Here is a 21,266-nt window from a genome sequence, read left to right as displayed (position 1 = left end):
CGCGGGAAGGAGCCCCCTACTCCGCCTCCGCCACCATCTGCCGCCCGCCAACCCAGTTCCGCCAGGCTCTCTCGTCGCCATGGAAGACGTTGAGGTCAATGCGGCCCCTCACCCCGTGCGACAGGCCGGAGCCGGAATATTGCCAGAATACCCATTTGCGGCCGGGATAGACCTTTGACGGGTGCTGTGCCACCGCGCGCAGCCAGAACGGATAGTCGGAGAAAGCGCCACGCAGATTGTCGCGGTAGAAATCCGGCGCGGTGTAGATGATGGGCCGCTGGCCATAGTGGCGTTCGAGCCTGTCCATGAAGACCTGCATCTTCTCCAGCACCTTTTGCCGCGACGGCCGCCGCTTGCATCTCGATTCGCCGTTCCACTCGACATCGATCACCGGCGGCAAGGCGCCCTCGACCCTCGGCACGTTGCGAATGAACCAGTCGGCCTGCTCGCTGGCGGTGCGGCACCAGTAGAAGAAATGGTAGGCGCCGCGCTTCAGGCCGGCGGCGTCGGCATTGCGCCAGTTCTTCATGAACATCGGATCAAGATGATCGCCGCCATCGGTCGCCTTGATATAGGCGAAGTTCGCGCCCTGCGCGCGCAGCTTTGCCCAGTTCACGTTGCCCTGCCAGCGCGAGACGTCGACGCCGTGAACGGCGAGGTGTCTGGGCGAGGCCCTGCCGAAATTGATCGGCTTGGCATCACGAAAACGATAGCGCTGAACCGGCTCGGCGAGGATCGGTGCTGCCCGTGCCAGCCGCTTCGGCGCCACCAGGGCAATCGGCTCGACGGGTGGTTCGATGCTTTCGGCGGGCTCTGGAGTGGCCATCGCCACAGTCTGCTCCGTCGCCTCGTCCTGCGTGAAGTCGGGTGCCGCATCGGCCGCACCGACCGACGCTACCGGCGCGGGCGGCCGCACAACCGAGCTGGTCGTTTCGCTGGACGGCACTTGCAGCGCGTCGATGCCGGACGTGGATGTGCAGCCGGCAAGGCAAAGTGACGCGATCGAGAAGATGACGACGCCTGATAACCGCATCTGGACCTGTACGCAGAACACAACAGACCGAGGGCAAGACAACGCCGCCGGACAAACCAGTCCAGATTACTAACGAGAAATTGCCAACAAAGTTTGAATCAAATTGTTAGGGCTCTTCAATCGAAGCGTAGGCGGAACACCGCATCCTGATAAGGGCCAATCGCCCCACCCGTGCGGGAGAGATGTTCGGCAGGACAGAGAGCCCGCGAAGGAACGCTGATCTGACCCTATCAGGCACCGCTGCCTAGCTGCACAGCCATAGCTTGTCGCAGGTCGTGGCTATCATGTGGGCGGGCGGTACAAAGCGAGCATTGACGGGGCGATCATTGACGGGGCGATCATTGACGGGGCGATCGTTGACGACCGGCGCATCATCCCGGCGAACCTTTTCTTCAAGCAACGTGCGAAGCTCGGCCGGCTGCACGCGGTCACGCTCCATCACGAGCTTGACCATCGGATCGCTCAAAAGCTCGTCCAGGGTGTTGATTCTGTCGTTCATCTGTCGCCTCCTCGACTGCCGACCCGCACGTAATAGATAGGCGGCAATGATGGCTCGCCAATGACGGTTTGCCGGCTATCTCGTGTCCCGGATGAAAAATTTGGGCACGCTTTTGCGCTTCAGTTTCGCCTGTGCTTCAGTTCGGGGGTGGCGCGCCTTCATATTGCGGCAGTCCGTCGTCGAGCTGCACCCAAGGCTGCTTCGAGGCGGTCCAGATATGCATCTGCGGCTTGAACATGGAAGGATCGTCGAGCGAGCCCGAGGTGACGCCGATGATGCCGGCGGAATCGCGCCGGGAAAACAGCGTCGTGCCGGAGCGCGAGCAAAAGCCACGCTTGAGATCGGGCGAGGAATTCACCGCCGCCACCGGCCCGTCGATGGTCACGTCGTCGATGCGGAACAGCACGCGGGCGTTGAAGGCCGCGCCCAGCGCCTTCTGGCAGAGCCGGCAATGGCAGACGCGTTCGTTGATCGGCACGGCATCGGTGCGGTAGCGCACCGCGCCGCACAGGCAGCCACCCTGATATTTCGCCATTACTGCGCCCCTCTTTCTGAAGATTGTCGGCAAGGTAGCTGCCGCCATAGCAGCGTCAATCGAAAAGCCTTGATGGCGTTATCTGTTGGCGTGATGCGACCGAAGTTCTTGGCCCAACGACACATGCCGGGATCGCCGAGGAACATAAAGCTGGCTTCAAGGGGCTAAGCATCGCCGGCCATCTCACCCGAGACGGCCGGCAGGTATCAGGTGGTTAGTCCGTTTCGCTAAGGACCTCGTCCCAGGTCTTGACCTTGGTCTCGCCATTGAGGAAGGGCAGCGTCACTGCTGTCAGTTCCGGCGCGAAGAACACGTCGTAGTGGGTGCGGTTCGGCAGGATGGCCAGGCGGTTCTGCGACAGGTTCTCTCGCATCCAGCCGGCGTCCTTCAGTCCGCCGCCGAGCATCTGATAGAACTTGATCTCGTGCTCGGGCCGGTACATGTCGCTGTCGCCGAACACCAGCATGACAGGCATCTTCAGCTTCGGCACGTCGGCGGAGTAGTCGTAATCCTTGCGCATATAGGCGCCGAGCTGGTCGAGCAGTTTTGGAAAATCCTGCGGGCGTGGCGCAACCGCGACGTAGGATTTGTACATCGGCGTGTCCTTCATCATGTCGGCCATCGCCGCGCCGACCTGCGCCTGCTGGGTGCGCATGTCGGCATAGAAGCCATCCGAGGCATAGCCGGTCGAGACCAGCACCAGCCGGCGCACCGCCTCGGGATGCTGTACGGCCATGCGGAAGGCAACGCCGCCGCCCAGCGAGTAACCCATGACATCGACCTGCTCGTAGCCGAGCGCCTTGACGATCGCCGCCATGTCGTCACCCATCGCCTCCAGGCTGAGCGGCCGGTCGCCGAGCGCGGTGCGGCCGTGACCATGCAGGTCGACGCCGATGACGGTACGGTTCTCGGCAAGCTTCGGCAGAATCGGCGCGAACATGTCGGTCGTGCCGAGCCCACCATGCAAGAGAAGCAGCGGCTCGCCCTGGCCATAGACGGCGTAATAGTAATTCAGGCCGTTGATCGGCAGCAGGCCGGATTTCGCCGGCTTCGGCATTGCTTTCATCTCGGAGGTCATGGCGGGCTTTGCGTCCTCGGCTTTGGTGGAGCCAGGCGCAGCGAAGAGCGCTGCAACCGAGGCGAAAATAGCGAAAAACATCGATCTGGACATGTCGGTCTCCTTGCGTCCCGCCGATATCAAAGTCGCTTGGCAACTTCTTCGAGCTGATCGGCGCACTGGCCCCAGCCCTCGTGAAAGCCCATCTTCTCGTGCTCTTCGCGGTCAGTGACGGACCAATGCGCAACCCGAGCGATGTAGCGGGTCTTGCCCTCGCCCTCATCCTCGAAGGTCAGTACAACCGTCATGAACGGCTTTTCGGACGGCTCCCACGCCTTCGTATAGGCGTCGGTGAGAACGATCTTCCTGCCCGGCACGACTTCGAGGAAGATGCCAGGGTTCGGGAATTCATTGCCGTCGGGTCCCGCCATGACGACCAGGCTGGAGCCGCCGGTGCGCACGTCCATTTCGGCGCGCGGCGTCGTCCACGGCTTTGGCGCGAACCATTGCGTCACGAGCTTAGGCTCGGTCCAGCAGCGGTAAACGTTCTCGCGCGGCGCATCTATGATGCGGGCGAGAACCAGCTCGCGGTCAGAGTTGGGGGCGATGTCGAGCTTGGTGGTCATGATGTTCTCCTCACTTGCTTGCAAAATTTGGCTTGAATGCCGGTTACCGTCTCAAGGACGAGCGGGCAACGCGCAGCCCGACACGGGTCTCGCGAAAAACTTCGCCAGGCCGATTCCGGCGGATGCCGAATGAGAGCTTAGTGGCGCTTGGCTTGCACCAGATAGGCGTCGATCTCGACCTCGCCGAGCCACTTCGCCGCTTCCAGCCGATGCAGGCCTTCGACCAGGACATGGCGCTTGCCGTCGTGGCGCACCTGGATCGGCGTCTTCATGCCGTTTTCCAGAATGTCCTCGGCAAGATGCCGAACGGTCTCGGGATGCAGCGTCTTCCTGCGCGCGGTCGGCACATAGATGTCGTCCACCTTAACCTTTTGCACTCTCAGCATGTCGGCTCCCGTGGCGAAAAAGGCCACCGTTGTGAGATAGTCGGTTTGCATGGCAAGGCCAAGGCCGGCTGTGATCTATCGCTGGCCCGATCGTTTCCAATTGACGGTTGGCCGGCAGATGGTCGAAATGACGAGTTCGACCCTTCACAGGCGTTCATGACCAAGCTTCCTACCGAATTCCCCGATTTCGGACTGACGCCCCACCAGCGCCGGCAAGCCGTGCGCGGCCACTACTGGGAGTGGCCGGGCATAGATGGCGAACGCGGCGAGATCTGGTGCTACAGCAACCGTTTTTCATACCGCCGGGGCGAGACGGTGGTGCTGCATGTCAGCTCGACGGCCTCCAGCTTCAGCATGTGGATCGTCCGCGACGGCGTTACCGAAACGAAAATGCTCGACAAGGCTGGGATCGCGGGGCGCTGGCAGGATACACCCGACCAATGTTCGGTCGTGGGCTGCGGCTGGGACGCTTCGTTTGAATTCCGCGTCGGCGACGACTGGCCGTCCGGCGCCTACCGCGTCACGCTGACGGCGGACGGCCGCGACGGCAAGCCGATCCGCTGCCACCATCTTTTCATCGTCAGCCCGCAGCCCGGCAAGAAACGCGGTCGTGTGCTGCAGGTTGCTGCCACCGGCACCTGGCTTGCCTACAACACTTGGGGCGGCTCCAATCATTACGAAGGCATCACCGGCCCGAACCGCGACCAGTATGCCTCAATGGTGTCGACGCAGCGGCCATGGTGCCGCGGCTTTGTTGTTCTACCGAAAGAGGCGCCGCGCGTGCCGCTCGAGGTCGCCGTGCCGCCGAAGACCGTGCCGCGCTATCCGCATATGGAATGGGCCTTCGCCACCGGCCATTCGAAGAAATACGCCTCGTCCGGCTGGGCAAGCTATGACAGCCATTTCTTTCGTTTTGCCGAGCGTGCCGGCTATGCCGTCGACCTCGCCAGCCAGCACGAGCTGCATTTCTCGCCCGAAATCGTCGACGGCTATGACTGCGTCGTCTTCGTCGGCCATGACGAATACTGGACCTGGGAGATGCGCGACACTGTCGACGCCTATGTCGAGCGCGGCGGCCATGCGGCACGCTTCGCCGGCAATTTCATGTGGCAGACCAGGCTGGAGGACGAGGGCCGCCGGCAGGTCTGCTACAAATACCGCGCCCGCGCCGAGGACCCGGCCTATCGAGGCGGCGACGTGACCCGCGCCACGAACTCCTGGGAAGCACCTGAGATTGGCCGGCCGGGCGCCTCGACTTTCGGGCTCAATGCGACGAGGGGTGTCTATGCCGGCTGGGGCGGCTGCGCGCCGCGCGGCGTGCGCGGCTTTCCCGTCTACCGGCCGGAGCACTGGGCGTTCGCCGGCACCGGCATCTATTATGGCGACCTGCTCGGCGCCGACAGCCATGTCTATGGCTATGAGGTCGACGGGCTCGATTTCGAGATTCGCGGCGGCCTGCCCTATCCGACAGACACAAGCGGCGCACCGGATGGGCTGCAAATTCTCGCGGTCGGCATTGCCAGCCAGGTCGAGGAGAGCGCCGATATCCCGTTCGAAGACCAGTTCCTTGGCGACGAGGACGGACGCTTCACCGCCGAGACGCTGTTCGGCGAGGCGAGCGACGCCAATCTCGACAAGGTCAAGCGCGGCAACGGAATGATCGTCAACTTCCAGCACGGCAAGGGCGAGGTGTTCCACGCCGGAAGCTGCGAATGGATCGCCGGCCTGCTAAGGCAGGATGCGATGGTCGAGCGCGTCACCAAGAATGTTCTCGACCGTTACCTTGGAAAGACCTGACATGCTGAAGTCCCAGACCCCCGCCCTGGACACCGAGGCGCGCCCGCCGTCGCATCTGTTCTATTTGTCCAGCTTGCGCAGGCCGCTGGTCGATCGCGCCGAAGGTATCTACATCTGGACGCAGGATGGCCGTCGCTTCATCGACGGATCGAGCGGACCGATGGTCGCCAATATCGGTCATTCCAATCGCAACGTGCTCGATGCGATGAAGCGGCAGATGGACCGCGCCACCTTCGCCTACCGGCTGCATTTCGAGAACGAGCCGGCCGAGGAGTTGGCGCGGGAGCTGGCCGGAAAGCTGCCCGAAGGCATGGACCGCATCTTTTTCGTCTCGGGCGGCTCGGAAGCGACTGAATCCTGCATCAAGCTTGCCAGGCAGTGGGCAGTGGCGACAGGCCAGCCCAGGCGCTGGAAGGTGATCACCCGTTTTCCCTCCTATCATGGCGGCACGCTTGGTTCGCTGTCCGTCACCGGCGACGATGCGCTGGCCGAAACTTTTACGCCGATGATGCAGGTCATGCCGACCGTGCCGGCGCCGGCCGCGTGGCGCGACCGTGACAATCTATCGATGGAGCAGCGCGGCATCCGCTACGCCGACATGCTGGAGGAGAAGATACTCGCTGAGGGGCCGGAAAGCGTGCTCGCCTTCATCATGGAGCCGGTTGGCGGCGCTGCCACCGCGGCGCTGGTGGCGCCCGACAGCTATTATCCGCGCACCCGCGAAATCTGCGACCGCTACGGCATTCTGCTCATCCACGACGAAGTGATGAGTGGTGCGGGCCGCACCGGAAAATTCCTCGGCGGCGACCATTGGAACTGCAAGCCCGACATTGTCGCACTGTCGAAGGGACTGGGCTCGGGCTATGCGCCGCTCGGCGCGCTGGCGGCACCGATGCGGCTGGTACAGCCGCTGCTCGCCTCGGGCGGCTTTCAGCATGGCCACACCTATGCCGGCAATCCGCTCGCCTGCGCCGCCGGGCTCGCCGTGCTCGGCGAGATGGACCGCCTCGACCTGATCGCCAATGCGGCTGAGATGGGCGACCTTATGATGGGCGAGCTGAAGGGATTAGCCAAGCGGTTTCCGTTCATCGCCGACGTACGTGGCAAGGGCCTGCTCCTAGGTGCCGAGATGGTCGCCGACCCCGATACGCTGAGGCCGATCGCTCCAGCGAAGAAAGCCACTCAGCGCCTGCTCGATCTCGCCTATGAACGTGGCCTGATCATCTATGGCAGAAAGGTTAAAGGCGGCGTCGACGGCGACAATTTCATGGTGGCGCCGCCGATGATCGTCACCAGAGAACAGATCGGCGAGATCGTCGCCATCATCGGTGACTCGCTGCAGGTGCTGGCAAGCGAGCTCGATCTGCCGGTCGAAGGCTGAAAATGGCGCCGCGAAAAGTCATCATCACCTGCGCCGTCACCGGATCGGTGCATACGCCCTCGATGTCGCCGCATCTGCCGGTGACGCCGGACCAGATCGCTACGGAGGCGATCGCCGCCGCCGAAGCCGGCGCCTCGATCCTGCATCTTCACGCCCGCGACCCCAGGGATGGACGGCCAACAGCCGATCCCGATGTATTCATGCAATTCCTGCCGCGTATCAAGCAGGCGACCGATGCGGTGATCAACATCACCACAGGCGGCTCCTCGCTGATGACGCTCGACCAGCGGCTGGCGGCACCGCTGAGGGCCGAGCCCGAAATGTGCTCACTCAATATGGGTTCGATGAATTTCGCGCTGTTCCCGATGCTCGACCGGCCAAGAGAGTGGCAGCACGAGTGGGAGCCCAAGCTGCTGGAAGCAACCCGCGATACGATCTTCAAGAACACCTTTTCCGACATGGAGATGGTGCTCGAAAGACTTGGAAAGGGCTGCGGCACCCGCTTCGAATTCGAATGCTACGATGTCGGCCACCTCTATTCGCTGGCGCATTTTCGCGACCGCGGGCTGGTATCGGGACCTCTGTTCATTCAGTTCGTGTTCGGCATACTGGGCGGGATCGGCGCCGATCCCGACAATCTGGTCCATATGAAGCGTATCGCCGACAAACTGTTCGGCGACAGCTATCAGTTTTCGGTGCTGGCCGCCGGCCGCCACCAGATGCCGATGATCTCGATTGCGGCGGCGATGGGCGGCAATGTCCGCGTTGGGCTGGAGGATAGCCTCTACGACGGCCGCCAGCTGGCAAAATCCAATGCCGATCAGGTGCGCCGTATCCGCGGCGTGCTCGACGGGCTGTCACTGGACGTCGCCACGCCCACCGAGGCGCGGAAGATGCTGGCGCTCAAGGGCGGCGATAGGGTGGCATTCTGAGATGGTCGTGGCCTGAGATGTTTGCGTTCCGTCGCACCCCCCTCTGTCCTGCCGGACATCTCCCCCTCAAGGGTGGAGATTGGCAACTTCAATCTAGCCGCACATCCTGCAACGTTCGCGATTGGCGAAAGCCGCAGCGAGATCTGATCTCCCCCCTTGAGGGGGAGATGTCCGGCAGGACAGAGGGGGGTGCCTTGGCGCCCCATTTATCGTGACCGATCCTGCAAACGACATTCTCATCCGGCCCGGAACCGTCGAGGACGTCGAAACCATCCATGCTGCGATCCTGCGGCTTGGCGCCCATATCGGCGCGCCCGCGAAAATCACTTCTACGGCCGAAGACCTTCGCACCTATGGCTTTGGCGAAAAACCTGCGTTCTCGACGCTGATCGCCGAAGTCGGCAGCGAGTTCGCCGGCCTCTGCCTGCATTTCCCGATCTTCTCGACCTGGATGGGGCGCCCCGGCGTCTACGTGCAGGACCTCTATGTCGAGGATCGGTTTCGCGGCCGCAGGATCGGCGAGCGCTTGCTGCGCCGTGCCGCGCGAGAATGCCGGAAGGACGGTGGCGCCTATCTCAGACTGTCCGTCGATACCGACAATGAAACCGCCAAGGCTTTTTACGAAAGGCTGGGCATTGCCTGGTCGAGCTACGAGCAGGTGCAGAAGATCGTCGGCGACGCGTTCTTTGCGTTCGCCGATGCGCCGGATGATGAGGAACCAAGATGAAAGCCTTCAATGCCGAAGAACAGAAGCGCCACGATCCCAAGGCGTTCCTCTCCAGCGGCGCCCAGAAACCCAATCCGGAAAAGCCGGAACGCGTCGAACGGCTGCTCGTCGGCGCCAAGGCCGCCGGCTGCACGATCGAACGGCCGAGAGATCACGGGCTTGGTCCGGTTGCCGCGGTGCATACGCCCGAATATCTCGATTTTCTCGAACACATCTTCGCGCGCTGGCAGCGCATCGAGGGCGCTTCAGCGGAAGTGATCCCCAACATCCACCCGATCGCGCGGAACGGCTCCTATCCGGCCTCGGCGGTCGGCCAGGCCGGCTACCATATGGCCGACACCGCTTGCCCAATCTCCGGCGAGACCTGGCAGAGCGCGCTGTGGAGCGCCTGGAGTGCGGTTGAAGCCGCTGAGGCCGTGATGGCGGGCGCACCGGCTGCCTATGCGCTGTGCCGTCCGCCCGGCCACCACGCCTTTGCCGACGTCGCCGGCGGCTTCTGCTTCATCAACAATTCGGCGGTCGCGGCACAGGCGCTCCGCAAGAGTGCAGCGCGGGTGGCGATCCTCGACGTCGATCTGCATCACGGCAACGGCACGCAAGGCGTTTTCTATGCGCGGCCGGACGTGCTCACCGTCTCGCTGCATGCCGATCCGGTGCGCTTCTATCCGTTCTTCTGGGGTCATGCAGACGAGCGCGGCGAAGGGCTAGGCCTCGGCTACAATCTCAACCTGCCGCTGCCACGCAAATCCGGCGATGCCGCGTTCCTCGAAGCACTCGATGTGGCTTTCCAACGCATCCGCGCCTTCGCACCCGATGCGCTAGTCGTGGCGCTCGGCCTCGACGCCTTCGAGGGCGATCCGTTCGGTGGGCTAACGGTAACCACGCCAGGCTTCTCGCGCATCGGCGAGGCCATCGCCGGGCTCAGCCTGCCGTCGGTCATCGTTCAGGAAGGCGGTTATCTTTGCGACGAGCTCGGTGACAATCTTACCGCTTTCCTTACCGGCTTCGGCGGCGGCAGAAAGCGGTGATATCAGCCGGATGTCGCGTCAAGATCGCTCCTGTCGCAGCATGGCGATGACGCGATGCACGCTCTCCAGCGTCTCGTCGATTTCGGCGGCCGTGTTGTAATGCGCGATGCCGATGCGCACGACACCCTGCTCGGCTGGAATGCCGAGTTGGTGGACGACCTCGCAGGCGTAGTTGTGGCCCGACCACAGGAAGATGTTTTCCGCATTGATCTGACGCACGATCGTCTCCGGCTCTATGCCATCGACCGTGAAAGAGACCGTCGGCACGCGCTCCCCGACACGCGCCGGATCGGTAATGCCGTGGATGGTCAGGCCTGAAATAGCCGATACACCGTCGATCAACCTTTGCGCCAACGGGTTTTCGTAAGCGATTGATCTTTCGAACGCCTTGGCGATCCTGATGCGGCGCGAACCGCCCTCGCTTACCGCCGCGCCCAGCTCAGCAAAATAATCGACCGCTGCCGTCAGTCCGGCCATCAGCTCGATCTGCGGCGTGCCGAGCTCGAACCGCTCCGGCAGCGCATTGGACGAACAGCGGCATTTATACGGTGTCAGTGCATCGATAACATCCAGCCTGCCCCACAATATACCCATATGCGGGCCGAAGAATTTATAGGCCGAGCAGATCAGGAAATCGCAGCCGAGGTCCTGCACATCGATCAGGCCGTGCGGCGCGAACTGCACGGCGTCGACATAGACCAGGGCGCCAGCCTGCTTGGCGATGCGAGTCAGCGCCTTCACCCGGTTGATCGAGCCGGTCAGATTGCTGGCGTAGTTCAAAGCGACCAGCCGGGTCCTGTCGGTGAGCAGCGCAGCAAGCGCCGCCTCCTCGATCTGCCAGCTCTGCTGGTCGAAAGGCAACCAGCGCACGACAAGGCCAAGGTCTTCGGCGAGCTGCAGCCACGGCGATACATTGCCTTCGTGTTCCATGCGGGTGAGGATGATTTCGTCGCCGGGTTTCATCGTGCGGCCGAGCGTTCGCGACATGTGGTAGGTCAGCGTCGTCATGTTGGCGCCGATGATGATTTCCTGCGGGCTTGCAGCACCCAGGAAATCGGCCATCGCCGCATGGGCGTCATCGACGATTTGTTGCGCCGCGACCGTTGTTTCGAAGAAGCCGCCGAGATTGGCGTTTGTGGTCAGCAGGCAACGTGACACCGCGTCGGCTACTGCCTGCGGCACCTGCGTACCGGCCGGGTTGTCGAGATAGATGCGGCGACGACCCTTGTCGGTCAGCGACAGTGCCGGAAATTTCTCGCGCACGACATCAATCGGAAAATTCACTTTTTCTCCCTCCCTACTGTAATCGTTGACAATCGCACCTTACAGCGCCGGAAAGCAGCTCACGGACAGGGGTTGCCGACAAGCTGGTGGATTGCATCGACCGCCCTCTGCATGTCCTCGGTCCAGACGACATCGGCGGAAGACAGCGCCATTTCGAGTTGCGAAAGGGTCGTCGCGCCGATGATGCTCGAGGTGACGAAGGGCCGGCTCGTGACATAGGCGTTGGCAAACAATGCCGGCTCCATGCCGAAACAGCGCGCCAGCTCATTGTACTCAAGCTGCGCTTCCGCGGCGTTGGGCGTCTCATAGCGCTGGCCGCGTTGGAAGAGTTGCGAGCGCGAACCCAGCGGCCGCGCGCCATGGTCGTACTTTCCGGTCAGGTAGCCTTGTCCCAGCGGCGAATAGGCGAGCATGGAAACCTGTTCGCGCTCGCAGACCTCGGCGAGATTTATCTCGAAGCTGCGGTTGACGAAATTATAGGCGTTCTGCAGCGATACCAGGCGCGGACCTAGGCCCTTGTCAGCTTCGGCGATGAACCGCATGACGCCCCAGGAACTCTCGTTCGACAGGCCGAAATGGCGGATTTTTCCTGCCTTCACCAATTCGTCGAAGACGGCGAGCGTTTCGGTGATCGGCGTCTCGCCGGCCGGTGCGCCGACGGAATCGGCCCGCAGCGGCACGGCGCCGACGCGGTTCGGGTTGGCGCCCCACGGCACGTCCCGCTCCGGCCAATGGATCTGGTAGAGATCGAGATAATCGGTGTTGAGCCTGGTCAGCGACTTTTCGACGGCGTCGAAGATGTCGGCGCGCACCAGCTTCGACGGGCGCCCGCCGCGGAACCATGCATTGGCGGTGCGGCCAACCACCTTCGAGGCGAGGATCACTTGATCGCGGTTGCCCTTCGCTCTCATCCAGCTGCCAATGATCTTCTCGGTCCAGCCTTGCGTCTCCGCCTTGGGCGGGATCGGGTAAAGCTCGGCAGTGTCGATGAAGTTGACGCCGCGTGAAAAGGCCAGATCCATCTGGGCGTGGCCATCCGCTTCGGTGTTCTGCTGGCCCCAGGTCATCGATCCCAAGCAGATTTGGGAAACAAGAAGATCGGTCCGACCGAGGCGGCGTTTGTGCATGGAACTTTCTCCGGCGGGAAGTTTTTGCGCGGCTGCGCGGGGAGGAAGCCGCAGCATACAGGAATGCGCGGGCTGTCTCCAAGCCCGCCGCCAATCGGCCGGCGACATTTCCGTAGGATCCAGCCAACGCCTACGCGGCAGTCAACAAAAAGCCGGACTGCATTTTCATGCAGTCCGGAAGTTCGCCAGGAGTGGCGAGGAAAAACCGGCCCTAATGCCGGCCGTGAGACATACGGTCCGTCCGCGCCGGAAGTTTCACCGGACAAGTCGATTGTGGTCAAAAAACCGGCGCAGCATGGCTGCCATGCAAATGCTGCACTGCACAATTGTCATGATTTGTCTATATTGGGAATCGGGGAGGACCAACCAGGGGCTTGAATCATGGGTTTCCTCACTGAAATGTTCGCCCGTCCGCGTCCGCAGGAGCATCTGCGCTACCGCGCGGCTCTGGTGCTGCTCCATTCGATGAGCAATACCGACCGTGCCGACATCAGCATCAAACCAGCCGATTTTCCGCGCGTCGCTCGCGAAATGTCCTCACGTTAGTCAGGTCGTACGGATATCCCGGCTTGGCCGGGATATCGCCTCGCCGTTCTTCAACGAGATCCCATGAAAATCGCTTTGCTCAGCGGCACGCCATTGTGGCGCAGGATGTCGTATGCGGTGGTCACGTGGAAATAGAAATTGGGCATGGCGAGATGCAGCAGATACTGCATGCCGGCCATCGAGAATTCGCGCTGGCCAAGCTTCAGTTCGATCATTCTGTCATCGGAGCCATCGAATTCGGCAGCGGAGAATGTCGCCAGAAGATCGATGGTCTTGGTGATGCGCGCCTGAAGATCGGCAAAGCTCGCCTCGTTGTCTTCGTATTTGGGCACCTCGCGGCCGGCAAGCCGCGATGGCGCGCCTTTCGCGTGGTCGGTGGCGATCTGCACCTGTCTGGTCAGCGCGTACATGTCCGGCGCCAGTCTCGACGTCAAAAACACCTGAGGATCGATCTTCCGGTCGAGCGCATTCTGCTCGGCAATGCTCAGCACGTTGGATAGCGCCTTCAGCCTGGCCGAAAACACCGGCACAGACGCTTCGTACATCGATATGGTCACGTGAATCTCCTATCCGGCGGGAACGCCGACGGCGGGACGTAGCGCCTTCCCAAGCGATTCTTCAAGCGTCACCACGTCGCCGCAATCGGTATGATAGGATTTCCCATCTGGTGGAGATTCCCGATGAGAAGCGACCTTTTCGCAGCGACCGCTTTTTTCTCCCTTGCCGTGACAGGCCAGCCAGTGCTCGCCGCCGAAACGCCCTATGTCGATGACCGGTCGGACGCCGAAGCGGTCATCCGCTCGCTCTACAGCGCCATCAACCGGCAAGAATTCGCGCGCGCCTGGGATTATTTCGGCGACACCAAGCCGGCCAAGGATTTCGGTGCGTTCGTCAAGGGCTATGACGGCACCGAAAGAGTCGACGTCAAAACCGGCGGCGTGTCGGAAGACGGTGCAGCCGGCAGCATCTATTACAATGTTCCGGTCGCCATCCGGGCGACAGCCATGGATGGCAGCGAAAATGTCTTTGCCGGTTGCTACACGCTGCGACAGGTCAATGCCTCGATTCAGGAACCGCCGTTCCGCCCGATCTTCGTCGACAAGGGCGCGCTGAAACCGTCCAAGGCCGATTTCGAGGACGCCGTGCCGGAAAGCTGCGGCGACGGACCACCGCCGCCGAAGAAGGATGCGGCGCTGGAGCAGGCCAACAAGGCGTTTGCGGCCACCTATGGCGAACAATGCGACAAGGAGATGCCTGGCGGCGAGCCCTTGGCAGAGCCGGACGCCTACTCCCTCCGCTACAAGGATGCTGGCGCCGAGGCTGACGAGCCCGAACGCGAGACGCGGCTGTTCCGCTTTTTCTGCTCGATGGCTGCCTACAATGAGAGTGCCGTCTACTATGTCTACGACGACGTATCCGGTGTCCGGCAGCTGCAGTTCGCCTCGCCGGAACTCGATATCCACTATGAGAACAACAATAGCGAAGGCAAGGTCGAGGCGATCAACGTCATCGGCTTCCAGACCGACGACCAGCTGGTCAATTCCGAATATGACGACGCCACCAAGACGATCTCGTCTCACAACAAGTGGCGCGGTGTCGGCGACGCCTCGTCAGCCGGCACCTATCTGTTCCGCAACGGCAATTTCTCGCTGGTGCAATACGACGTCGATGCCTCCTATGACGGCGAGATCAACCCGCAGACGGTGGTGGACCACAACACCGCGCCCTAAGGGGCCTTCGACAGCATCCAGTTGAGCGTGCCGCGCCAGTCGGTCATGCGGATCGGCGTGCCGTGCGTGCCGGTCTCGAATCGGACAAAGCGGGCCGGATAAGTTTTCGATTTGGCCAGTATCGAACGGAAGAAGGCTTCCTGTTTCTCGACCGGAAACACCGGGTCCTTGCTGCCGTGGCCAAAGAAGACCGGGACACCGCGCTTGAAGGCCGGGCTCGAGAAGTAACTTTCATCCCACAGCGAACCGAGCAGCAGCAGCCCATCGATGAGGCCGCCCATATCCTTGCGGGCGGCTAGCTTCCAGCACAATGCGCCGCCCATCGAGCCGCAGGCAATGAAGATCTTCGCGCCCGGCGACTGTTCGGCATAGTGGCGGCTCAGCGCTGTGATCTGGGCCGCGCCGGTGTCGCCGAAATCGGAGAAATCCGGTGACAGATAGAGGCCGCCATTGCCGGCCATCAGGTTCTTGATGCGGTTGAAATTGCCGCCGAAGGTGAAGTCGTCAGCACCTTGCTTACGGCTGCCGCCCTGCCCGTGCAAATAGAGCACGATGATGCCAGCGCCTTGCGTGCGGCCGACGGCGACGTGGCGGACATTGCCGGCGCCGGTCTTCAACAGCAGATCCTGCTGCACCTTGCGCACGCCGGTGTCGACATACTGCGCCTGCGCGCGGCGCTCCGGCACCTTGTCGCGGGCGTTGATGTCGCGCAGCTCACGATAATCGACGACCATGTAGGCGCCGTTGTTCTCGGACGAGAGGATGGCCGGATAGGCGAACAGGTCATCCTTGAAGGGCTTTAGCGACAGCGTCTGACCATGCGCCAAACCCGAAAACAAAAGAAATATCGAGGTCAGAAGGGGTAAACGGAAAGCCATGCCAAAGGCATCGTTTTTCGGCTTCGGTTTGTCAATCCTGCAGTACGCCGCCGGCGCCTTCGAGCGCCTCGCGGGTGTCGACATCGATGGAAGCTGCTTTGCCGATCTCGACATCGACGACATCGAGCCCCTCGGCCTCGACCAGATGGCGCGCGCCGGTATCGCCTTCGAGATGAGTGATCGCCGCAAACAGTGAGCGCGGCAACAACACCGGGTTGCCTCGCTTTCCTTCATGCGAGGCGCGCACGACCGATCGGCCCTCGGACTTGCGGAATGCATCGATCAGCCTGTCGAGGTCGGCTGACGCGACGCCAGGCATGTCGCCAAGCACGATCATGACACCGGCAGCGTCGCCGGCAACCTGCGCGATGCCGGCCTTCAGCGACGAAGACAGGCCGTCAGCGAAATCCGGATTGTCGGCGAAGGTGATGTCCAGGCCCGACAGCGCCGTCCGCACGCGCTCGCGCTGATGGCCGGTGACGACGATTGTATCGGCGGCTTTCGAGCCGAGCGCGCGCTCGGCGGTGCGGCGGACCAGCGGCTTGCCGTCGAACAGCGCCAGCAGCTTGTTCGGGCCGCCCATGCGGCTGGAGCGGCCGGCGGCCAGCAGCACGACATCGACCTTCAGCTCGGCCCTGGCCGGCAGCGGCTCGCGCGGCTGCGGCCGCGTCGGGATTTCCATCAGCAGACCGCCGACACCCATGCCGGCAATATCCTTAGCCGTCACGTCGAGGCCGGCGATCAGCCGGTCGAGAACCCAGTCGAAGCCGTTCTCCTTGGGACTGCGGGCGCAGCCCGGTGCGCCGATGACGCGCTTGCCGCCAAGCGTGCCGAGCACCAGCAGATTGCCGGGATCGACCGGCATCCCGGCGCGGATGACGGTGCCGCCGGCCTTCTCGATCGCCGCCGGGACGACGTCGCCAAAATCGCTCATCGCCGAGGCACCGAAGATTACCACCATATCGTTGTCGCGCGCCAGCAAGGCCGCAGCCTCAGCAACCGGGCCAACCGCGTGCGGTGTGCGGCGCTCCGCCGTCAGCCGGCCGCCCGAGCGTGCCAGGCGGGCTTCGGTGACACGCATCGTCTTGTCGAGCAAGCTCGGCTTGATGCCGGGCAGAACCGTCTGGATGACGCCGACACGGACCGGCTGATAGACATTGACGGCAAATATCTCGCCGCCGGCGCAGATCCTCGCCACCGAATCGACCAGCATGGAGCTGACCGCGAAGGGAATGATCTTCACCGTTGCAACCATCTGGCTTTTTTCGACCGGCACATGCTGCGCCAGCGTGGCGATGGTGATGGTCGGATCGACAGCGTTGATGGCGTCGATCATAGCTGCATCGACGGTGAAGATACCGGCCGCCTGGGCATGCAGGTTGACCCGGCCGGTCGCAGCGGCCTTCGTCTCGATGTTGCGATGGATCATGCTTTCGGCGATTTTTTCGGCAGCAGCGTCCTCGCTCAAATCGTCGGAAGCAAGAACAGCCGCGACAACCTCCGAAATCCCCGCTGCCTTGAGCAAAGACACATCGTCGGCGCTAAGCCTATGTGCCTTGCGGAAACGCCGTTCCCCGGCGGTGGTGGCGTGCGCCAGCACTGCGCCTTCGGCCGTGTCGATCGGGATCGAGCCGAATTTCACGCCGCCGCATCCGTAGAGCGCCGCGCGTCCTCTTGGACGCGCAAAGGACGCTCTACTACTTTGAATCTACGCATGGTGCTTCTCCAAAATCGATTCCGATCTTTGGGCCGATGCGGAGGCTTCCAGGCCGCGCGAACGAAAGGCCTGAATCGCCTGCGCCAGCACCGCGACAGCGATCTCGGCCGGGCTCGCTGCGCCGATGTCGAGGCCGATCGGGGCGTGGATGCGGGCGATCTGCTCGGCGGTCGCACCCAATGCCAGCAGGCGCTCGACGCGCTTAGCATGGGTCTTGCGGCTGCCAAGCGCCCCGACATAGAAGCAGTTGGCGTCGAGCGCCGCTTTCAGCGCGAAATCATCGATCTTCGGATCATGCGTGACGGCTGCCAGCGCGGTATAGCTGTCGAGCGGCTGGCGCATCAGGACATCCTCCGGCCATTCGGCATGCAGCGCGACATCGGGAAAGCGGTCTGATGTGGCGAAGGCGGTGCGCGGATCGATGATCTCGACGGGATAGCCTGCGATCTTGGCCATCGGCGCCAGCGCCTGGCTGATATGGACGGCACCGATCACCACCAGGCGCGGCTGCGGCAGATAAGCGTTGAGGAAAAAGGTTCGCCCTTCAGCCTCGACCGACCCGGAATTACCGGTGCGAAACGCCTTGGCAATTGCAGCGCCCAATTCGCCGGCAACCTGGTCGCCCTCGCGCGCGATACGACCGCGGCCATCGCCAAGGTCGGTGACCAGGATCACCGCGCGGCGGGCGCGGCGTTCGGCGTTCAGCGTTTTCAGCGCGTACGGATCCATCGTGCCGGGCCTAACCTAAGCGCTCGACATAGACTTTGATGCGGCCGCCGCAGGACAGGCCGACCTGCCATGCGGTTTCATCGGCAACGCCGAATTCCAGCATCTTTGCCTTGCCGCTGTCGATGACATCGATCGCCTCGGTGACCACCGCGCCTTCGACGCAGCCACCAGAGACGGAGCCGTGAAAATTGCCTTCCGCGTCGATGACAAGGTGGCTGCCGACCGGGCGCGGCGCCGAGCCCCAGGTCTCAACCACGGTAGCAATGGCGACATCCTTGCCGTCTTTCATCCAGCCTTCGGCGATGATCAACGGATCGCGCGCCTCATCGAGATAAATGCTGTTGTCCATCACCGTTTCTCCTGGAGAAAGCATATGGCTATGCGGCGCTTCTCCCGCCACCCTCAATCCATCTGCGTGGGTCGACGGAGCGCGCCGAATTCTTGTCCAGCGATGCGCACAGATCAGCGAGCGCATCGAGATTGTGCACCGAGCGGAACTCGTCGACGTGCGGCAGCATTGCCTTGACGCCGCGGGCGCGCGCCTCGAAGCCGTCGAAGCGCAGCAGCGGGTTCAGCCAGATCAGGCGCCGGCAGGATTTGTGCAGGCGCTCCATTTCCTCCGACAGGCCGGCGACGTCGTCGCGCTCCAGTCCGTCGGTGATCAGGAGAACGACAGCGCCCTGCGCCAGCACGCGCCGCGACCACAGCCGGTTGAATTCGGCCAGCGTGTCGCCGATGCGAGTGCCACCCGACCAGTCCATCACCGCCGCCGAACAATCGGCGAGTGCAGCGTCGGGATCGCGATGGCGCATCTGCCGCGTCAGATTGGTGAGCCTTGTGCCGAAGACGAAGGCGTGCACGCGCCGGCGCTTTTCGGTCAGCGCATGCAGGAAATGCAAAAAGATGCGCGTGTACTGGCTCATCGAACCGGAAATATCGGCAAGCACGACCAGCGGCGGGTGAACCTCGCGCGGCGACCGGAATTTCGGCAGGATCAGTTCGCCGCCTGTCCGCGCGGCCGAGCGCATCATGGCGCGCGGATCGATACGTCGGCCATGCGCATTGGATTTGAAACGCCGTGTCCTGACCATGTCGAAGGGCAGCCGCAACTCGGCGATCGCCTTCTTGGCGTCAGTCATCTCGGCGGCGTTCATCTGGGCAAAATCCTTGCCCCTCAGCACCTCGTTCCCGGAAAACGTGAAGCGAGCGTCGACCTCGATCTCGGGGATTTCCTGCACCGGCTGGTTCTTCTGGTGGCCCTCGAACATTGCCTGGCTGACGCGGTTTTCTGCAGCGCGCGGCTTCTGCTTCTCACGATTGTTGGGCGCAACCGGCGAAAACATCACCAGCATCTTTTCGATCAGCTCGTGCGATTTCCAGAACAGCCGGAAAGTCTCGTCGAAGGTGGGGTGATCCTCGTGCCGCGACACCAGCACGGCGTGCAGCGTCCAGTAGAAATCGTCGCGGGAACCGATGCCGGCCGCCAGCACCGCCTCGATCGCGTCCTTGACCGAGGCCGGGCCGACCCGCATGCCGGCCTTGCGCAAGGTGCGGGCGAAATAGACGATGTTGTCGGCTATCCGCCCGTCCGGAGTGGCCTCTTTCGGTTCGGGACGCGGCGTTGCCATCGCCCTACTCCGCCGCCGAAAGCTCGGCCTTCACCTCGTTGAGGATGCGCCGGCCTTCGCCCTGTTCGATATGGGCAATGTCGTCCTGGTATTTCAACAGCACGCCGATCGTGTCGGAAACGGTTTCCGGATCGAGCGCCACCTTGTCGAGTTCGGTCAGCGCGCCGGCCCAGTCGATGGTCTCAGCGACGCCAGGCACCTTGAACAGCTCGATCTGGCGCAGCTTCTGGATGAACGATACCACCTCTGCCGACAGCCGGCTGTTGGCCTGCGGCACTTTTCTGCGCACGATCTCCAGTTCGCGCTCGGCGTTGGGATAGTCGACCCAGTGATAGAGGCAGCGCCGCTTCAGCGCGTCATGGATCTCGCGGGTGCGGTTGGTGGTGATGATGACGATCGGCGGTTCCTCCGCCCTAATCGTGCCAAGTTCGGGCACCGTCACCTGGAAGTCGGAGAGGATTTCGAGCAGGAATGCCTCGAAGGCCTCATCGGTGCGGTCGAGCTCGTCGATCAGAAAGACCGGGGCGGCGCCCGCCTTGCCGGTCAGTGCGTCGAGCACCGGGCGGCGGATCAGGTATTTTTCGGAAAAGACGTTGCGTTCCATGTCGGAGCGGTCGACCTTGCCGGCCGCCTCCTCCATGCGGATCTCGATCATCTGCGCGGCGTAGTTCCACTCGTAGACGGCGGACGAGACATCGAGGCCTTCATAGCATTGCAGGCGGATCAGCCGGCGGCCGAGCGCTTGCGCCAGCACCTTGGCGATCTCGGTCTTGCCGACGCCGGCCTCGCCCTCGAGAAACAGCGGCCGCTTCATGCGCAGCGACAAAAACAGCACGGTCGCCAGCGACCGGTCCGCCACATAGTCCGCACCGGTCAGCAGATCGAGCGTCTCGTCGATCGTCCGCGGCGCGGGACGCGGTTTCAACTCGGTCATTCTCTCTCCGTGGGTGCAGCCATCCAGGGCCTCTACAGAGCGTGATAGCCGCGGTCGTGGTAGATCAGCGGCCGCAAATTATCGCCTGTGCGCAGGCCTGTCACCTTGCCAAAAAGCACACGGTGGGTGGCCAGTTCCTTGGTGTCGATCAGTTCGCAGTCGAACACGGCGAGCGCGCCCTTCAGCGTCGGCGCACCGGTCGAGATCACGTCCCAATCGCCCAACGCGAAACGTTCCTCGACGGGCAGACCGGTGAGCCCGGAAAAGCCGACCGACAGCGCCTCCTGGTCCGAAGCCAGCGTGTTCAAGGCGAACCTGCCATTCTTCACGAACGGCTCGTTCTTGGGATTTTCGCGATTGAGGCAGACCAGGATGGTCGGCGGCGTGTCCGAGACCGAACAGGCTGCAATGACCGTCGCACCGCGCCTGCCGGCGAGACCGTCGGTGGTAACCACATGGACATGGCCGGCAAAATGGCTCATCGCGTCGCGATAGGCCTGCGGCCCTATGTCGTTCTTCTTCAGCACCGGCGATTTCCATTGGTTTGAAGCGAGGTGAACCCAACCGTTATATATGGCGGCATATTGCATGCCACAAGCGAAGTGGTTGACATGCATCTTGAATTTCGCGTGTTGCGTGAAAGCTGACCAGCCTTTAGGTCTTGGCAGGAAGTGGCGCCGGCAAACACGCGA

23 protein-coding genes are annotated in these 21,266 nt (G+C 62.7%); 7 read left to right on the top strand and 16 right to left on the bottom strand.

Annotated elements, in window-relative coordinates:
• Positions 1-16 precede the first annotated feature (16 nt).
• From NKH36_RS17860 to NKH36_RS17835, 6 genes are all read right to left on the bottom strand, one after another.
• Positions 17-1,033: a glycoside hydrolase family 25 protein gene (locus NKH36_RS17860; RefSeq protein WP_352962573.1), complete on the bottom strand. Its 1,017-nt coding sequence runs from the start codon at positions 1,031-1,033 to the stop codon at positions 17-19.
• Between the two features lie 244 nt (positions 1,034-1,277).
• On the bottom strand, positions 1,278-1,532 hold the full coding sequence (locus tag NKH36_RS17855) for a hypothetical protein (protein ID WP_352962576.1): 255 nt from the start codon (positions 1,530-1,532) through the stop codon (positions 1,278-1,280).
• 136 nt (positions 1,533-1,668) lie between these two features.
• Complete coding sequence (locus NKH36_RS17850; protein WP_352962578.1) at positions 1,669-2,067, bottom strand: GFA family protein; 399 nt, start codon at positions 2,065-2,067, stop codon at positions 1,669-1,671.
• A 214-nt stretch (positions 2,068-2,281) separates the two neighbouring features.
• Positions 2,282-3,238 (bottom strand): alpha/beta fold hydrolase, encoded by a 957-nt coding sequence (locus NKH36_RS17845; protein ID WP_352962581.1) that lies wholly within the window; start codon positions 3,236-3,238, stop codon positions 2,282-2,284.
• A gap of 26 nt (positions 3,239-3,264) precedes the next feature.
• Positions 3,265-3,750 carry an SRPBCC family protein gene (locus NKH36_RS17840; protein ID WP_352962584.1) on the bottom strand — a complete coding sequence of 162 codons (486 nt, stop codon included), beginning with the start codon at positions 3,748-3,750 and terminating at the stop codon, positions 3,265-3,267.
• A 137-nt stretch (positions 3,751-3,887) separates the two neighbouring features.
• On the bottom strand, positions 3,888-4,136 hold the full coding sequence (locus NKH36_RS17835; protein ID WP_352962587.1) for a ParB N-terminal domain-containing protein: 249 nt from the start codon (positions 4,134-4,136) through the stop codon (positions 3,888-3,890).
• Positions 4,137-4,292: 156 nt separating this feature from the next.
• On the opposite strand from NKH36_RS17835, the gene NKH36_RS17830 reads away from it, so the two are divergent.
• The 5 genes from NKH36_RS17830 to NKH36_RS17810 all read left to right on the top strand — a co-directional run bounded on the left by NKH36_RS17830 (position 4,293) and on the right by NKH36_RS17810 (position 10,001).
• A complete protein-coding gene (locus NKH36_RS17830; protein ID WP_352962590.1) occupies positions 4,293-5,933 on the top strand; it encodes a N,N-dimethylformamidase beta subunit family domain-containing protein in 1,641 nt (546 codons plus the stop codon).
• A 1-nt stretch (position 5,934) separates the two neighbouring features.
• Positions 5,935-7,314, top strand: a complete 1,380-nt coding sequence (locus NKH36_RS17825; protein WP_352962593.1) for an aminotransferase family protein — start codon at positions 5,935-5,937, stop codon at positions 7,312-7,314.
• 2 nt (positions 7,315-7,316) lie between these two features.
• The gene (kce, locus tag NKH36_RS17820; protein ID WP_352963648.1) at positions 7,317-8,246 is read left to right on the top strand and encodes a 3,5-dioxohexanoate:acetyl-CoA acetone transferase; all 930 of its coding nucleotides are present in this window, start codon (positions 7,317-7,319) and stop codon (positions 8,244-8,246) included.
• Positions 8,247-8,457: 211 nt separating this feature from the next.
• Positions 8,458-8,973, top strand: a complete 516-nt coding sequence (locus NKH36_RS17815; RefSeq protein ID WP_352962596.1) for a GNAT family N-acetyltransferase — start codon at positions 8,458-8,460, stop codon at positions 8,971-8,973.
• A complete protein-coding gene (locus tag NKH36_RS17810) occupies positions 8,970-10,001 on the top strand; it encodes a histone deacetylase family protein (protein WP_352963646.1) in 1,032 nt (343 codons plus the stop codon). Before NKH36_RS17815 ends, NKH36_RS17810 begins: the two co-directional genes overlap by 4 nt.
• 18 nt (positions 10,002-10,019) lie before the next feature.
• On the opposite strand, the gene NKH36_RS17805 is transcribed toward NKH36_RS17810, so the two are convergent.
• Both NKH36_RS17805 and NKH36_RS17800 read right to left on the bottom strand, forming a co-directional pair.
• Complete coding sequence (locus NKH36_RS17805) at positions 10,020-11,285, bottom strand: cysteine desulfurase-like protein (RefSeq protein WP_352962601.1); 1,266 nt, start codon at positions 11,283-11,285, stop codon at positions 10,020-10,022.
• A 59-nt stretch (positions 11,286-11,344) separates the two neighbouring features.
• Positions 11,345-12,412, bottom strand: coding sequence for an aldo/keto reductase (locus NKH36_RS17800; protein ID WP_352962603.1), 1,068 nt, complete (start codon positions 12,410-12,412; stop codon positions 11,345-11,347).
• 381 nt (positions 12,413-12,793) lie between these two features.
• Between NKH36_RS17800 and NKH36_RS17795 the strand changes: the two genes are divergently transcribed.
• Complete coding sequence (locus NKH36_RS17795; RefSeq protein ID WP_352962606.1) at positions 12,794-12,958, top strand: hypothetical protein; 165 nt, start codon at positions 12,794-12,796, stop codon at positions 12,956-12,958.
• A 50-nt stretch (positions 12,959-13,008) separates the two neighbouring features.
• Here the strand turns inward: NKH36_RS17795 and NKH36_RS17790 are convergent, their stop codons facing one another.
• Positions 13,009-13,515 carry a DUF1993 domain-containing protein gene (locus tag NKH36_RS17790; protein WP_352962608.1) on the bottom strand — a complete coding sequence of 169 codons (507 nt, stop codon included), beginning with the start codon at positions 13,513-13,515 and terminating at the stop codon, positions 13,009-13,011.
• Positions 13,516-13,638: 123 nt separating this feature from the next.
• Between NKH36_RS17790 and NKH36_RS17785 the strand changes: the two genes are divergently transcribed.
• The gene (locus NKH36_RS17785; protein ID WP_352962611.1) at positions 13,639-14,688 is read left to right on the top strand and encodes a DUF1176 domain-containing protein; all 1,050 of its coding nucleotides are present in this window, start codon (positions 13,639-13,641) and stop codon (positions 14,686-14,688) included.
• Here the strand turns inward: NKH36_RS17785 and NKH36_RS17780 are convergent.
• The 7 genes from NKH36_RS17780 to NKH36_RS17750 form a co-directional block, all read right to left on the bottom strand.
• Positions 14,685-15,566, bottom strand: a complete 882-nt coding sequence (locus NKH36_RS17780) for an alpha/beta hydrolase family protein (protein WP_352962613.1) — start codon at positions 15,564-15,566, stop codon at positions 14,685-14,687. The two genes, NKH36_RS17785 and NKH36_RS17780, sit on opposite strands and share 4 nt — an antisense overlap.
• A 31-nt stretch (positions 15,567-15,597) precedes the next feature.
• Positions 15,598-17,208, bottom strand: coding sequence for an NTP transferase domain-containing protein (locus tag NKH36_RS17775; RefSeq protein WP_352963641.1), 1,611 nt, complete (start codon positions 17,206-17,208; stop codon positions 15,598-15,600).
• 66 nt (positions 17,209-17,274) lie between these two features.
• Positions 17,275-18,012: an XdhC family protein gene (locus tag NKH36_RS17770; RefSeq protein ID WP_352962615.1), complete on the bottom strand. Its 738-nt coding sequence runs from the start codon at positions 18,010-18,012 to the stop codon at positions 17,275-17,277.
• A gap of 10 nt (positions 18,013-18,022) precedes the next feature.
• Positions 18,023-18,361, bottom strand: a complete 339-nt coding sequence (locus tag NKH36_RS17765; RefSeq protein WP_287205644.1) for an XdhC family protein — start codon at positions 18,359-18,361, stop codon at positions 18,023-18,025.
• A 28-nt stretch (positions 18,362-18,389) separates the two neighbouring features.
• Positions 18,390-19,640 carry a vWA domain-containing protein gene (locus NKH36_RS17760; protein WP_352963637.1) on the bottom strand — a complete coding sequence of 417 codons (1,251 nt, stop codon included), beginning with the start codon at positions 19,638-19,640 and terminating at the stop codon, positions 18,390-18,392.
• A gap of 4 nt (positions 19,641-19,644) precedes the next feature.
• Positions 19,645-20,574 (bottom strand): AAA family ATPase, encoded by a 930-nt coding sequence (locus tag NKH36_RS17755; protein ID WP_352962620.1) that lies wholly within the window; start codon positions 20,572-20,574, stop codon positions 19,645-19,647.
• Between the two features lie 32 nt (positions 20,575-20,606).
• Positions 20,607-21,101, bottom strand: a complete 495-nt coding sequence (locus tag NKH36_RS17750) for a flavin reductase (protein WP_352962622.1) — start codon at positions 21,099-21,101, stop codon at positions 20,607-20,609.
• Positions 21,102-21,266: the final 165 nt, after the last annotated feature.

The organism is Mesorhizobium sp. M1312 (assembly GCF_040318115.1).
GTDB lineage: Bacteria > Pseudomonadota > Alphaproteobacteria > Rhizobiales > Rhizobiaceae > Mesorhizobium.
This window is presented reverse-complemented; position numbering and strand designations above follow the sequence as displayed.